Genomic DNA, 14493 nt, shown 5'->3' with positions numbered 1-14493 from the left:
GCTGAATATATGCTAATCGCTTTTTCTCCGGCCGGAAAAGAACAGGACATCCCAATCTTCCTTTGACGATTTAAATCCGTTAACAGACACAGCGACACAAGATATCAACTAAAGCTAATATTTAGTCACAAAAATAAGATGATATGTAAATTTGAAGGAAAATAAGTAACATGCTGGGTAACTTATTGATTTACAGATATCGTAAACTTCAACGGAAAGGCTGATACTGCGATATGAGAGATGCTTAGACTATTTACTGATATATTCGTCGCAACTTATTTTTTCCTGAGACCCACTGCTTACCTGTATGTTCAGCAAACAGCGCTAACTCCTCAAGTGAACCAACTGCGCCATGGTATTCTTTACCAAAATCATTGGCTAGACTAATCCATGTTGCGCTGTCTAGACCAAGTATACTCAACAATGCGGGAGCTTGTACTGAAATTGCACCGCGCTTATCTTCTCTGATGATGCGCCCAGTCCAATCAACCAACTCAAGATAATCAATCAGTGTAAAATGAATACCTTGTGGTTGGTCTTGATGCTCTGCACCAATAAACTTAACTAACGATTTACTGCTTTTTTTCTCTTGAGTGTCATCGTAGTGGCTTTTGTTATGGATCCGCTCAAAAACCGAGGTGTACTCCGATTCATCAACACTTGCTGACATGTTAGCGCGGATCGGATTCAAATCAACGTAGGCCATACAAGTTAACAACGCTTTTTCATCCAATAATGCCTGAGACTTAAACCTGCCTTCCCAAAATCGCCCTTTGCATTTATCTTCTTTGTTCGCTTTGACCGCGATAAACTCATTCAAACAGCGCATAAACCATGAGATGCTTGATAAACGCAGTCGCCACTCGGCAATAATGTTTAACGCTTCTTCCTTTTGAATATCTGAGTTTAACTCCCCTTTTTGCCAACGTAATACAAGTGGTGAAATAGAGTAGATTTTATTCCAACGTTCGCATATGTCGCTGTCAGAACAATCAGCTAACGCATCTTCATTAACAAACAACACAAGGTGGTAATGGTTAGACATGATGGCATAAGCACAGACCTCAATCGAAAAAACATCAGTTAAATATTTGACTCTATCAATCACCCACTGACGACGATGCTCAAAGCTTTGCCCAGTGTATTTATCGTTGCCACACAAGAAAGCACGACGAACGCAGCGGGAAATACAGTGGTAATAAGGGGTATCGGAAAGTGAAATCAATGAATCGCGTGATTGAGTCATTACTGCCTCCAAGATTAACCTACAGGTCATTCATCAACCATAGGTTAAGCTTGAAAACCAGTCAAAGTTTGCGGGTGTCCAGATCTTTTTCAGATCTTTTTTCATTAACAAACAACACAAGGTGGTAATGGTTAGACATGATGGCATAAGCACAGACCTCAATAGAAAAAACATCAGTTAAATATTTGACTCTATCAATCACCCACTGACGACGATGCTCAAAGCTTTGCCCAGTGTATTTATCGTTGCCACACAAGAAAGCACGACGAACGCAGCGGGAAATACAGTGGTAATAAGGGGTATCGGAAAGTGAAATCAATGAATCGCATGATTGAGTCATTACTGCCTCCAAGATTAACCTACAGGTCATTCATAAACCATAGGTTAAGCTTGAAAACCAGTCAAAGTTTGCGGGTGTCCAGATCTTTTTAAGATCTTTTTCCTATTGATCAATATATAAAAGCAGTGAACCTAATTAATCCAGCCTGTTGTCGTCAAATGCTTCCATGCTGCTTGTACATGATTTTCAGACATAAGCTGTTTTTTACGCGCATTCCAATGCTGAATTGCCTGAAAAGCGTCATTAGCATTGTTGCAGTTTTCATGTTTTGCGACCCAATGTACTGTAGATAATAACTCGACACCGTAAGGAGATTGATAACCTTCAATCAGCTCGCTTACTCTATTAATTCGTTCGTTGATATCAGCATTAGATTCGGCTAAAAACTGTTTTGCGCTTGCAAGTGCATCTTCAACTGGTGTGATTTGTGATTCAACAACTCCGTCTCCTACCCCTTTTATATAGTGGCCATCCATTGCATTTAATGCATGACGCAGTGCATCCGCGTATGGGCCGAAGTTATGCTTTATGAATTGAAGCTTTAAATTCTCGCCCGCTTCTTGTAAAAAATAAGCGAGTTTTTGTACTTCAATCTTAGATAAACCATAATTGACCGATTGATACGTTTCTAATAAAGCAAGAATAGCTGCACGACCCGCCGTCATTTTTGGTTTGTTGGTATTACTTAGCATTTCTGTTGCGCTGATTGCTTCGTTTGGTTCAAATAAGCGAACGTCTAAATGTTCAATGGCGCCTAAATGCTTCACTATAAGCGGCTTTACGTCAGACCAAGGCAAGCCACCGAGACCACAACCGATAGGTGGAATGGCAATGGAGGTGATACCAAAATGGTTAATTTGCTTTGCTAAATCTTGTAGGCCAGTTTCAATATCAACGAGTCTTGAAGCGCTTCGCCAATGTCCTTTAGTCGGAAAATTAACGATATATTTAGGTGTTACTAATGGGCCTAATTCATAAACAAACATACTGCCTAGTTTCACTTTTTCATTTTTACAAGCCGTTGCATAAGCTTTAAAATTGGCAGGCCATTGTTTCTTAAATTGTAAAGCAATGCCTTTACCCATCACGCCTACGCAGTTAACGGTGTTAACGATTGCGTCAACATCGTGTTGTTTTAAAAGGTTGCCATTTACAGAATTAATTGCCATGTTATTGCCCTAAAAAATACCAATCTGTCATTACATCTACTGCTAAGTTTACGTTATGTTTAGCCAAAATGGCATTAACTTGTTCTGCTCGGCTTGTATCGATCACACCAATGCGTGTCATCCAACTTAGCGGAACTTGGTCTTTAATCAAAAATTCAGCCTGTCTTTTTTCCATTCTATCGACATAGCGAGGTTCGCTATGCTTATCAAAAAAATACTTACAAAAACCATCCAACGATGGAGTTTCAGTCATCGTCTGCCAATCAACGGCATCTTTCAACTGTTTTAAATCCGTATAATCCTGACTATAAGCTTTGGTTGCGTTACGATCATAAAATACAAAATCCTGTAACCCGTTGTGATACGCCATTTCTACGGTCGTTTCAAAATAGATAATACCTGTTTGATCATACAAACAATCTTGTACCTGACCGTTCTGAATGGCCGATAACATAGGTGAACGTGGCGCAAAATAAAAGGGAACAAAGTCATGTATTAACCCACCCGGTGGATTCGGCGCTTGTTTATTTGAGCGAACACCTTGCGCACCACCATGCGCAATGTTGTGATACTTGACACCTTGTTGTTCACTCAACGTTTTACACACTAATGCCCCCTGCTGACAAATAAGATCTAAATTATCAATTGCAGTAATATGAAATAATCGAACAGGTCGTGGCATTGTCATTATGTGCTAACTCCTAAATTACGGTATTTTTTACAAGTGCGTCGGTTAGATTAAATTGGGTTTATTGGGCTTGGTTTAGTTGGTCGAAAATTCTCATTAGAGAATCAACTTTAAAAGTTGATACGATGTTGTTCTTCTAAAGGCAACATTGGTATAAGAGTACGAAGGACTCTATCTGGGGATAAATGTCTGACCCTAGTACCTGAACATATTTATCGATATTTCAATGAGTTGTATTGTGACATTTTTGATTGGGGTTTTATATGATCTGCGCGTGAATACAGGATATTTATATCTGGCCATTACCTATAAAACTGCTCGACTATAGATCGACAACAGCGATTATCACTAAACCGCTGAAAACAAATAAAATATGAACTAAACTATCGCCGATCAACGATCAGTCATGTACATGATTGATTAAAATCTCAAAGCAAAACTTATCCATCATCAACTAACCAAATTAAAAGGAATTCCCTCTTATGAAAACTCGCCTTCATATTGTTATTGCACTCTCACTTATTTCACTCATGGGCTGTGGTGGCGGTGAGCAATCACTTAAAGTGACAGCAAGTGCATATACGTCAAGCGTTGGAGAAACCGATTCAACACCTAACCTTGCTGCATGGGGTGACATACTTAAACCCGGCATGAAATCAATTGCTGTGTCGAGAGACTTACTAGATATGGGTCTGACTCATAATCAAGAAGTAAGAATCGAAGGTTTTGAGGGTACATACCGAGTATTGGATAAAATGAATAAGCGCTGGGAAAAGAAAATCGATATCTACATGGGTAACGATGTTAAGAAAGCCAGAAAATGGGGCAAGCAAGACGTGGTTATCTATTGGACAAATAAAGAGTAATACCACTACGTTTATTTCATGTTTAAATTATTCAGCCCTGAGTCGTTCGCGACTCAGGGCTTTTTTATACTTGATGCCTTGAGCGCTAACTCTCTACGAGGTGCTCAGACCACACATTTTGTATATCAGGCCAGCCCCATACGTTGATAGAGACCCCTTTGAGTATGTCTTGAAAATAGAGCGTTTGCCGATGGTGCAACATCGGTATCATCCAATGCTGGTTAATCATTGCAGTGCTAATTGACGCTAACTCGGTGAGGTAATTGCTTAAGGGTTGCTGCTGGCGAATGGCGATTAATTGAGTTTGTAACCATGCTTGGGCTTGTTCAGACAGGCTGTGCTTAAGTAGCGCATTCGATAACATCCAGCTAAAAATTGACGTGGGTAGATTGTCGTCTAAATCCACGCTCATCAATATAAGATCTTCCGTTAGGTTATTTTCAGTGGCCTTGCGCATTAATGTCGCAAAAGGATAAACGTTAATGTCACAATCAATGCCCGCTTGCTCAAGTAATATTTGTATCGCATGAGCACATTCTTGCAAGGTATGGTGCTCAAACAGTGCGATGCTCAGTTTACGCGGTAAAGGCTCTACTACTGTGTCCATCGGCATCACTTTCAACCAATTAGACAGCAGGTTATAGGCCGGAATAGCTTCAATCGGAGTCGTGGATTGACTTAATAGCGCCATCAATTTATCAGCACTCAGCAAGTCGCTCAGGTATTTTCGTTGTAGCAGAGAAAGCATCGATTGACTGTTTATCATTGCCAGTAAACAGCCATATTCTATTCTGCTTTTTTTATCGTTTTCAGTGCTTAGCGTATCACTTTTAATGTTCTGTTCAACGCGGTTAGTCGCCGGATAATTTGAGCGGATCTGACTGGTTTTTTGTCGCTTATTTGTCTGTATTTCTTTTGTGCAAGCCGCGCTAGTTTGTAATGGTGAAACGTGCCAAATAGTCACGGTATCAGTGAGGGCGCGATGTGCGTAATAGTTATCGTCGGCCTGTAATCGTAAATACTGTGATGTATGCTCTTCTACCTTGAACGCTCCACTGCCAACACTTGCCACCTTTTTATTAACTTTACTATTAACCTGATCATTAAGTTGATCATTGATTTGAGAGCAAGGTTGAATAGAATATTTCACACCTGCAATCAATCCTGCGAATCCAGGATCCGCTTGATCTAATTGAAAATCGACACACAATGTCTTGACCGCGTTGATCTCAGTCACGTGCGCTAATTCAGCTTTATATGCCACCAGCGACTTTAACTGATTAAATAACTCAGCGACCTTTTGCGCGTTAATTTCACTGCCATCATGAAAAGTGAGTGCAGGGCGTAAATAAAAACGCCAGCGATGTAACGCTTCATTGTAAACCCAGTGATGGGCTAACTGGGGTGAAATAACGCCCTGTTTATCACACTGCACTAAACAGCAATAAACCTGACGTAATAAGAAACGTTCGCTGTTCCTTAACGCAATATGTGGCAGTAATGTAGAGAATGACCGCGGGTAAGTCAGCTGAATGTGCAACCGCCCTTCGCGTTGAATCGCACCCGATGTATTTTGTAATAATTGCCCAAATAACAGTTGGTCATTGCCGATCAACACGAGTGCCTTTTCATATTTTCCAATGGCAATCATCTGCTGTGCTAAATCGACTGTTAGCTCATCAACAGAAAACAGGAGATACAGTCGAGAACGTTGATTACGCCCGACTTTAGGTGTCCATGCTAACCAGCCTAAATCACGCATTTCATTTAATAAGGTGCGGCAATGTCGCGTGCTGGTACACATCACTTCGGCGACTTCATGCAAGGTGATCAAAATTTCTTGTTTAACGCCAAGCTTAGTTAACCGTGAGAAGTGCAGTATTTTTTTCTCATTACTTAAAACAGGATGCATATCGTCACCACCATTTCCTTATTTAGAGCATGTATCGGGTTTAAAAGACAGATTCAGTCAGATTACGGCGTTAACCGGAATTAAACAATTAAAAAACCTCTCTTTTTAGCTTCCTCTTATTGAATGATAATTACCCATCGTTTAAGCACTCATGACTCAACCACTTAACCACTTAACCACTTAACCACTTAACCACTTAACACGCAGAGGAATCACCATGTTAGAGATAATCAAAGCAATACTCATGAACACACAAAGCAATCGTTTAGCTGATTATTATCAGGCACGCCTGCAATCAAGTGACAATATCGTTGAGATAGAAGCCATTCTCTCCATGAACACCTTATTATCTTTTAATGAAACCGCGCTACAAAGTGAGGTATTAAATGAGAATTGAACATGTGGCTATCTGGTGTGAAAATCTAGAAGTGATGAAAACTTTTTACCAACAGTTTTTTTATGCTAAAAGTAATGAAAAATATGAAAACCCGCTTAAAGCATTCCAATCTTACTTTCTGACATTGCCCGATGGACCACGTATCGAATTAATGCAGATGGATTCAGTGTTAGTCTCATCCGTTGATGTCACCCCCCAGATTACAGGGTTAGCCCATATTGCATTTTCTGTTGGCTCACAGGAAAAAGTTGATGCCATGGCGGCCCACTTTACTGACCAAGGCTATGAGGTATTGGATGGCCCCCGCTGGACGGGTGATGGCTACTATGAATGTGTGGTGTTAGATCCTGAATGGAATCGATTGGAAATTGTTGTGTAACAAATGTGCCTAAAAAGTGTTTCAGAATAAGCGTTAAAAGGCAGAAATCGCAATGACTGTTTATTTTCCAGTCACTGCGATGTTATTGCCATCTCAAACAATGTTTTAATGAGTAGGTACATCCATAAAAATCATTTCACTGTCTTGCAGTGCTTCGATAATGATCTCTTTCTCTTTTGTTATTTCTGCACCATCGCCTTTTTGCATGATCACCTCAGTGTGATTATCCATTATCTTAAAGCTACCCGATGAGGCTAATACATACATTTGTTGGTTAATAGTTTGCGTAAAACGAGTGCCTTTTTTAACTTTACCGCCATATATGCGCGCCAATTGATTAATAAACAGTACGTTGCCTTCATCTTCTGGATAGCCTGACACTAATAATGGTAATGAATGAGCATCACATTCACCGCTAAACACTTTACTCTCCCATCGGGGTTTTACATTGTGCTTATTAGGTTCAATCCAAATTTGGAAAAAGGTTAATGGGCTTTTGCTTAAGTTGTACTCTGAATGCGCGATTCCTGTTCCCGCACTCATCACTTGCACTTCACCTGTAAGTGTCACCCCTTTGTTTCCGACGCTGTCTTTATGTGTAATGGAGCCACTGCGCACAAAACTAATGATCTCCATATTTTTATGTGCGTGTGTTGGAAAGCCCGTTCCAGGTTTTACCCAATCGTCATTAACCACACGTAATGTTCCGAACCCCATGCGCGCAGGGTTGTAATAATGAGCAAAACTAAAGTGGTGACTTGATACTAACCAATCATGATTTGCTTTGCCTAATGCTGTAAATTTATTATGACTTATCATCTCATGCCCTCTTTTAATTCTGATGTTTTGATGTTTTTATATTTTTACCCATAGCCGAAGCCGAAACTATCTTTTTGTACGCAGCGCGATAAGGTTATCTAATGCGAGACGGCCACTGCCTTGCAACATAAGTGCGAAGCTGATGATGATTAGCGACAAACCGAACTCATAACCGTTATTGCTCATAAATAAACCGTTTCCAATATGTACAGCCAACACCGCAACCACCATGGTCATCGCTAAGACAAAGGCAGCAGGGCGAGTCAGCAAACCCACAATAATAAACAAACCACCAAAGAACTCAGCGCTACCCGCCATTAATGCCATCAAGTAACCGGGTGCTAAACCAATTGATTCCATCCATTGGCCCGTTCCTTCAAGACCATATCCACCAAACATTGCAAATAATTTTTGTGCGCCGTGTGCCATAAAGATAAGACCAACTGGCACTCTGAGTACCAATGAAGACCAGTTTGCAGTAGAGGTAGTTAATTTATTAAGTAGTGATATAGACATATGTTTCTCCTAAGTTCGTTTGATTGTTCGTTGTGTTTGAATGTTGAAGCTATTATATTTAATGGCCTTAACGATTAATAACGGTTAAAACTGAACAACCAATTCAAAAGGATTGAACTAATGAATTCTCCGATTACTTTAGATGCCTTAAAAGTGCTCGATGCCATTGAACGCAAAAAAAGTTTTGCAGCTGCTGCCGATGAGTTATTCCGCGTGCCCTCTGCTATCTCTTATACGGTCAATAAACTCGAAGAAGATTTAGACCTGGCTATTTTTGACCGTAGCAAACGTAAAGCCGAATTAACGCCAGTAGGACAATTGATTGTGGAGCAAGGTCGTTTAATTTTAGAGGCCACCAATGAGCTGACCTATATGGCCAAACAATCGGCAAGCGGATGGGAACTAGAGATACGTATCGCTATAGATGGTGCCTTCAGCTTAAAACCTATCTATAGGCTGATTGAACAATTTCAAATCACTAACCCATGGATTAACATTAAAATAACGGAAGAGATATTTGGTGGTACTTGGGATGCCTTAACCGCAGGACGAAGTGATCTTATTCTTGGTATCGCGGGCGATTTTCATAACAATAGCTTTAAAATGCACTCAATAGGCAAACTCGCATTTGTTTTTGCCGCCGCTAAAGATCACCCCCTTTGTCATTTACCCGCCCCCCTGAGCGCTAACACCATTAAACAATACCCCTCTATTGTGGTTGCAGATAGCTCAAGACAACTCGTGACACGTTCAGCGGGTTTATTAGATGGCCAAGCACGTATTACCGTAGCCAGTGTGGCGCAAAAAATTGACTTGCAGTTATTAGGATTAGGCGTCGGTTATTTACCTGTGCATCGCATTCAAGAACAGTTAAACAGTGGTGAATTAGTCGCCTTAACCCTCGAAAAACCAGAAATAACAGAGATGGATTTATGCCTTGCGTGGCGTAAAGATAACAAAGGAAAAGCACTCGCTTGGTTTATAGAGCAAATACAAGCATTATCCAGTGATACCTTTTTAGGTGAATAATAACCTGTGCTAAAAAGCAGAATGTGGAAGAGCAATCCGGTCACATTTTGTTTTATACCCCGACTTTCCGTGTATATAAAATTCATATCAGAATGAAGCTGTGCACCTGTAAAAATCATGTTACTACCACCTAAAAATACAGAAGACCTTATAATTCAAAGTAATAAAGAATATTATTTAACCTTTCTCGTTATGCTTAGCGAGTTTTGGCAGTGATGGTTCAGAAGCCCGATCTGGTGTATTCGCCCTACGTAAACGCATTAATAACCCTATTTTTTGAAGGTATCAATGCTAATAAAACACAAACTAACCATTAACACCCTTGTTGCCATTCTTAGCATGGTCTGCATGTTGGTATTAATTAACTTCGTTTCTAACTCGTTGCAAAAAGAGATCAAGCTAGTGCAAGAGATAGGCAAGATTGAATCTGATGTTTTACAGCTCAGACGTAATGAGAAGGACTTTTTATTACGTAAGCAAGAAAAATACGTGGAAAGATTTTCTCAGAAAATAGACGAGTTAAAAAATAACTTACGTCATCTGAGTAAAGACTTAGATGAGATGAATGTAGATACAAGCGACGCAAGACGACTAATAGTGATTGCCAGTGAATACGAAGCGCACTTTATCGAACTAGCAAACACCCATAAACAGATGGGATTAACGCCGACTACTGGGCTTTATGGCGACTTAAGAAAAGCAGTACACAGTGTCGAAAGCACTATCTCTAGTGATGACTTTCAACTATTAAATGCCATGCTGCAGTTACGCCGTAATGAAAAAGACTTTATGTTACGATTTGACGATAAATACGTCACTCGTTTTCAGAAAAACATCACACAGATGCAGGATATATTAGACAACGGTAGCCTTGCTTCACAGCAAAAAAACACGATTGCGAACTCATTAAAAACCTACCAACAAGCCTTTGCTAACTTAGTTAATAAGCAAAAAGTATTAGGTTATAAACCGACGCAGGGATTACAAGCTAAGATGCGTGCCACGGTTCACCAAGTTGACCAGCAGCTACTTACTCTCACAGCAAGCGTTAATCAAGCGGTGGTTGACTACATTAATGATATTAAATCAATTACCTATATTATTTTTGCTATTGCCGTCACCGTATTAACATTAATCTCAGGTCTTTTAGGGCGCACTATATTAACCGCGCTAACGACCATTAAACAAAGAATGGTAGAAACGGCAGAGACAAATAATTTAACGTTAACCATAGAAACGAATAAAAACGATGAGTTAGCAGACATTGCACGTTCATTTAATCATATGCTGAACAACTTTAGACAGCTTATTCACTCAGTGAATCTCTCCGTCAGCAGTGTTAACCAAGCAACCGGTGTTCTCACAAAAAACATCTATGAAACGAGTCAAGGCGTTGATTCACAAATGCAAGAAACTGACATGGTTGCCACCGCAGTTACAGAGATGGTTGCTACCGTAGAAGATATTGCCTGCAATACAACAGATGCAGCAGACAAAGCAGAACAGGCCACTAAAAACGCCAATGCGGGCAAACGAGAAGTAGATAGCACCATTCAACAAATTGAAATGTTATCAAACAAGTTAATTGAATCAGAAAACGTGATCAAAGAACTTGCTGAAGATAGCGTGACCATTGGTTCGGTATTAGATGTTATTCGTGGCATTGCAGAACAAACTAATTTACTTGCATTAAATGCTGCCATTGAAGCCGCTCGTGCGGGTGAACAAGGTCGAGGTTTTGCCGTTGTTGCTGATGAAGTTCGCACCCTTGCAAGTCGTACTCAAGCCTCAACAAAAGAGATAGAAACGATTATTAGTTCACTGCAAAACCGCACGACCAGTATTGTTGGGCTAATGACCGAATGTCGCGATGAAGGTGAGAAAAGTAGTCAGCAAGCGATGCAAGCGGGCAATATGTTAGAAGAGATTAACAGTGATGTCGTCGGCATTATGGATATGACCACGGCTATCGCCACTGCAATACAAGAGCAAAGTGCGGTTGCTTCAGAGATAAATCGCCACGTTGTTTCTATTCGAGACGTAGCAGAAACCGCGAGTAACTCTGCAACACAAAATCAAAATATGAGTGAAGAGTTATCTGAGCAAGCCAATGTATTACATGATGAGATAAAACGCTTTACCGTGTAATACTATACCCAAGCTACTTGAAGATGCAGGAATCAGCCAGTTGAGAGGTGGCCATATTCAAGGCATGAAGTTGAAGGTTTAGTCATTCTAAATCAATGCTTCATAACACTGAAGAGGGTTACCTCTCACCTGGCCCTACGGGAGGTTCACTCGAAAGCCAGCTCTGCGTTACAAGATTCGAAAAGGGAATAACCCTTCTCTTCATGTCGCGCCTTAATCTGACATCCGAGCGAGCCTCTGAATCTTCAAGTAGTTTGGGTATAACCACAATAAATAGCTGATCTATTTGGCTAGTTAAAACGACTCAAAAGGCTGTAGACACAAACTCTGTGCTACCGCCTTTTTTTATTTCTGATATACCCTCGCCCTTTTCCAAACAAACAATAATCACACTGTTCTGACGCTTTATCATTATTACACCATTACACCAGAAATCACCTTGCATACAGCGAAAAACACAATCGGATTAGCAGGCTAGTCATTGAGTCATAATGCCTCAATAGCCAACCTAAAAAGATAAAAACGACACTTCAAAGGCGATCTAAAAAATCGCCCAACAACAAAATAACATCGTTTATCGATATATTTTGGTTGTTTTATAGAAGCCCTTGATTTAACATGCCCCCTCAATCCACTCAATGAGGTAACAATGATGTCTAATATTCAAAAGCAAAGCCGTCGTGCACGGATACTTTTTCAAGTTTTATTGGTGCTTACACCACTCTCTGTTTGTTATTACTGGTTAACCGTTGACACTCAATTTGATTTTCTGACCACGCTAGGCATCCTTCAAAGTAGCTACGACATTAGCAGTTACACGCAGTTACCCCTTACGGTAACAACACGTGTAATTGCAACTATCAGCAGTTTATTCTTATGCGCTATTATTATGTACGCTTTGCAGGTCCTTATTCATCTGTTTCGAAACTACGAACGAAACGAAATTTTTTCTATGAACAATACAATGAGCTATCAAAAACTAGGGTATTGCTTATTTTATTGGGTAGGTGCTTCAGTTATATATGGCGCGATTCTGTCTGTCATTTTGTCTTTTAATAACCCGCCTGGTGAACGCATTTTGAGTATCAGTTTTGAAGGAATGGATTTGTTAACCATCATGCTTGGATTTATCATTTTAATTATCTCTTGGGTAATGAAAGAAGGTTTTATACTGGCTGACGAAAATAACCACACAATTTAAGGATTCGTGATGACCATTTGTATTAACTTAGATGTCATGATGGCTAAGCGTAAAATGCGCTTAAAACAGCTGGCACAAGAAGTCGGGATTACCGAAGCAAATTTATCTATATTAAAAAATAGTAAAGCAAAAGCGGTTCGATTCTCGACACTAGATAAGCTGTGTGAGGTGCTTCAATGTCAGCCTGGCGATCTACTTGAATTTGAAGAAAACATTAAAAACACCATCGCTGATGACGTTTGATTATTTTATCATTCTGTTAAGTAGTGGTTCGAAAATCGGAGGGTCTGGTATTTAATTTGGGGTTTTTAATCATTAGTATCTCTTCTCAGGCGCTTTGTTATACATACAAAAAAGGCAGAATGAAGTGCTTGCTTCATTCTGCCTTTTTATAAAACAAACTACCTCCCCCGCTAAGGTAAGCAGTCATTATTTATTAATAAAGGTACACAGCTGAGAAAGACACTAATACTTTACCTTCAGCGGTAAAGAAGTTTAACTTTTGTCCATTCACTTTGTATTTCGTTGTTTTAGATAATGCACTTAAGAAATCATGTTCATTAAAATCTTGGTTGATACAGGCCATTTTTGTAGACATCAATGGAGAGAATGTAAACGCATTGTTTTTTGCATCAACAGTGTATTGACCAAAGAACTTATTGCAGCCAGAAAAACCAACCACTTTAGATTCTTGAGCATGTAAAACAAAGTTAATTTCTTTTTGTTTTGCTGCTGTTTTAATCGTTTTACCGTTTAATGTGTCTAATTTCCAGTAGGTATTTTCTAATGCAGCCGTTGCGACTGGCGCTGATTTTTGAGCAACAGATGAAACCATAATACGTACCGCTTTGTCGCTGTTATTAAACGCAGGAATGCTGGTTGTATTGATAAACTTCAGTTGACCATCTACTTCAATGCGCGCACGTAATACGTAACGCCCTTTTTCAGTTATTTTAGCAGCATCGTAATTGAGGTTAAATGCCCAAGGTTGTTGTTTGTCTAATACTAACATCTCAGTTGCAATCACATCTGTAGCGACGTCTTGACGCGCAACATCTTCTAACGTGATGATTAGTTTTGCATGATCAGGCAGTGCGATACGCTCACGGTACCAAACTTCGCCATTAACGCTTGCTTGCTCACTGCTTACTTGTGCTTGTTGTGCGTCAGCCTCTGATTGGCTTGGTTGTGTACAACCCGCTAATGCTAATATAGCAGCTAATAATGAAATACTTTTCCAATTCAACATAGTTTTTCCTCGAACATAGGTTTTTAAAAATGTTATCTGATGCAATTCACACCGATACGTTTACGTAGTATACCCATGCCACCTCAAAATGCTTTGTCAGGCACAAGCTCGATAACCAGAGCAAGGCACAACATGAGGTAACCTATCGAACGGTTAACTACGTGAACCTTCTAACGGTAGGATTAAAAAAAGACTTTAATCCTTTATTGTTATTCACTTTTCGATTGTTGTAACACTGGGCTGCCATGGTTGAATAAGAAGCGAGCTTGCGCCCCGTAGGGCAAGGTAACTTGCACCCATCTACGTCGTTATAAAATATCGACTTAGAATGACTAGGCTTCAATTTTATGCCTGGTATCTCGGCACAATTTTCCTTGCTGACTTTGCATCTTGAAGTAGCATGGGTATAGATATCACGATTTTATTTAATTGCGGCTAGTTTGTATTCGGGAACCCCGTACCACCAGCAACAAAGGATAATCAATGGCAAGCTTATAACTGCTCACCTTATTTTACACTGTGCTTTTTACACAG

General features: G+C 39.9%; 14 protein-coding genes and 1 pseudogene. 7 read left to right on the top strand and 8 right to left on the bottom strand.

Annotated elements, in window-relative coordinates; translation table 11 throughout:
* Positions 1 to 253 precede the first annotated feature (253 nt).
* The 4 genes and pseudogenes from CXF74_RS06470 to darT form a co-directional block, all read right to left on the bottom strand.
* On the bottom strand, positions 254 to 1246 hold the full coding sequence (locus CXF74_RS06470; protein WP_101081599.1) for a transposase: 993 nt from the start codon (positions 1244 to 1246) through the stop codon (positions 254 to 256).
* Between the two features lie 91 nt (positions 1247 to 1337).
* A pseudogene (locus tag CXF74_RS06465) lies at positions 1338 to 1586 on the bottom strand (hypothetical protein); the annotation flags it as partial.
* A gap of 131 nt (positions 1587 to 1717) precedes the next feature.
* Complete coding sequence (darG, locus tag CXF74_RS06460) at positions 1718 to 2755, bottom strand: type II toxin-antitoxin system antitoxin DNA ADP-ribosyl glycohydrolase DarG (protein WP_101081597.1); 1038 nt, start codon at positions 2753 to 2755, stop codon at positions 1718 to 1720.
* Between the two features lies 1 nt (position 2756).
* Positions 2757 to 3443 carry a type II toxin-antitoxin system toxin DNA ADP-ribosyl transferase DarT gene (gene darT, locus CXF74_RS06455; RefSeq protein WP_101081596.1) on the bottom strand — a complete coding sequence of 229 codons (687 nt, stop codon included), beginning with the start codon at positions 3441 to 3443 and terminating at the stop codon, positions 2757 to 2759.
* A 482-nt stretch (positions 3444 to 3925) separates the two neighbouring features.
* On the opposite strand from darT, the gene CXF74_RS06450 reads away from it, so the two are divergent.
* Entirely contained in the window at positions 3926 to 4309 is a 384-nt protein-coding gene (locus CXF74_RS06450) for a 3D domain-containing protein (RefSeq protein ID WP_101081595.1), read from the top strand.
* Between the two features lie 85 nt (positions 4310 to 4394).
* Here the strand turns inward: CXF74_RS06450 and CXF74_RS06445 are convergent, their stop codons facing one another.
* On the bottom strand, positions 4395 to 6221 hold the full coding sequence (locus tag CXF74_RS06445) for an SgrR family transcriptional regulator (RefSeq protein ID WP_101081594.1): 1827 nt from the start codon (positions 6219 to 6221) through the stop codon (positions 4395 to 4397).
* Positions 6222 to 6438: 217 nt separating this feature from the next.
* Between CXF74_RS06445 and CXF74_RS06440 the strand changes: the two genes are divergently transcribed.
* Positions 6439 to 6618: a hypothetical protein gene (locus CXF74_RS06440; protein ID WP_101081593.1), complete on the top strand. Its 180-nt coding sequence runs from the start codon at positions 6439 to 6441 to the stop codon at positions 6616 to 6618.
* Positions 6608 to 6997, top strand: coding sequence for a VOC family protein (locus tag CXF74_RS06435; RefSeq protein ID WP_101081592.1), 390 nt, complete (start codon positions 6608 to 6610; stop codon positions 6995 to 6997). Before CXF74_RS06440 ends, CXF74_RS06435 begins: the two co-directional genes overlap by 11 nt.
* A gap of 105 nt (positions 6998 to 7102) precedes the next feature.
* Here CXF74_RS06435 and CXF74_RS06430 read toward each other — a convergent pair whose 3' ends face one another.
* Together CXF74_RS06430 and CXF74_RS06425 are read right to left on the bottom strand one after the other, a co-directional pair.
* Positions 7103 to 7816, bottom strand: a complete 714-nt coding sequence (locus CXF74_RS06430; protein WP_101081591.1) for a pirin family protein — start codon at positions 7814 to 7816, stop codon at positions 7103 to 7105.
* A gap of 66 nt (positions 7817 to 7882) precedes the next feature.
* Positions 7883 to 8332: a DoxX family protein gene (locus tag CXF74_RS06425; protein WP_101081590.1), complete on the bottom strand. Its 450-nt coding sequence runs from the start codon at positions 8330 to 8332 to the stop codon at positions 7883 to 7885.
* A gap of 120 nt (positions 8333 to 8452) precedes the next feature.
* Here CXF74_RS06425 and CXF74_RS06420 point away from each other — a divergent pair, with 120 nt between their 5' ends.
* The 4 genes from CXF74_RS06420 (at position 8453) to CXF74_RS06405 (ending at position 12953) form a co-directional block, all read left to right on the top strand.
* Positions 8453 to 9361: a LysR family transcriptional regulator gene (locus CXF74_RS06420; RefSeq protein WP_101081589.1), complete on the top strand. Its 909-nt coding sequence runs from the start codon at positions 8453 to 8455 to the stop codon at positions 9359 to 9361.
* Between the two features lie 288 nt (positions 9362 to 9649).
* Entirely contained in the window at positions 9650 to 11509 is a 1860-nt protein-coding gene (locus tag CXF74_RS06415; RefSeq protein ID WP_101081588.1) for a methyl-accepting chemotaxis protein, read from the top strand.
* 649 nt (positions 11510 to 12158) lie between these two features.
* On the top strand, positions 12159 to 12710 hold the full coding sequence (locus CXF74_RS06410) for a DUF2975 domain-containing protein (protein WP_232772459.1): 552 nt from the start codon (positions 12159 to 12161) through the stop codon (positions 12708 to 12710).
* A gap of 9 nt (positions 12711 to 12719) precedes the next feature.
* Complete coding sequence (locus tag CXF74_RS06405; protein ID WP_101081587.1) at positions 12720 to 12953, top strand: helix-turn-helix domain-containing protein; 234 nt, start codon at positions 12720 to 12722, stop codon at positions 12951 to 12953.
* Positions 12954 to 13146: 193 nt separating this feature from the next.
* Here CXF74_RS06405 and CXF74_RS06400 read toward each other — a convergent pair whose 3' ends face one another.
* Positions 13147 to 13959, bottom strand: coding sequence for a YbaY family lipoprotein (locus CXF74_RS06400; protein ID WP_101081586.1), 813 nt, complete (start codon positions 13957 to 13959; stop codon positions 13147 to 13149).
* Between the last annotated feature and the right edge of the window lie 534 nt (positions 13960 to 14493).

The sequence above is a fragment of the Psychromonas sp. Urea-02u-13 genome (genome assembly GCF_002835995.1).
Lineage (GTDB): Bacteria > Pseudomonadota > Gammaproteobacteria > Enterobacterales > Psychromonadaceae > Psychromonas.
This window is presented reverse-complemented; position numbering and strand designations above follow the sequence as displayed.